We start from the raw sequence: 286 nt of genomic DNA, 5'->3' as shown, positions 1-286 counted from the left end.
CCTGGGCCACACCGGCAATGTCCTTGCCCAGCGCCACGCCCAAGGGCGAAGTCATCCGCAGGAAGGCCTGGCTTACAAAGACACTGCGGATAAAAACGGGGGTCTTTTTGTGGTTGGGCACCTCGATGCCCACGGCAGGCTTGCCGGGGATGGGTGCTTCCATGCGGACATCGGCCCCGGCAAGGTTCAGGGCGATATCATCGGCCAGCGAGGTGATGCGGCTGATCTTCACGCCCGCCATGGGCTGGACCTCATACCGGGTAACGGAGGGTCCCCGCGAAATATC

Annotated in this window: 1 protein-coding gene; it reads right to left on the bottom strand. The window is 62.9% G+C overall.

Annotated elements, in window-relative coordinates; genetic code table 11:
- Positions 1 to 286 (bottom strand): DNA translocase FtsK (locus P0G09_RS20675; RefSeq protein ID WP_275253619.1); only part of this gene is annotated, 286 nt, incomplete at both ends.

The sequence above is a fragment of the Faecalibacterium sp. DFI.5.82 genome, from assembly GCF_029076575.1.
GTDB lineage: Bacteria > Bacillota > Clostridia > Oscillospirales > Ruminococcaceae > Faecalibacterium > Faecalibacterium duncaniae.
The sequence above is the reverse complement of the archived record's forward strand: the minus strand, read 5'-3'. Positions and strand labels throughout refer to the sequence as shown.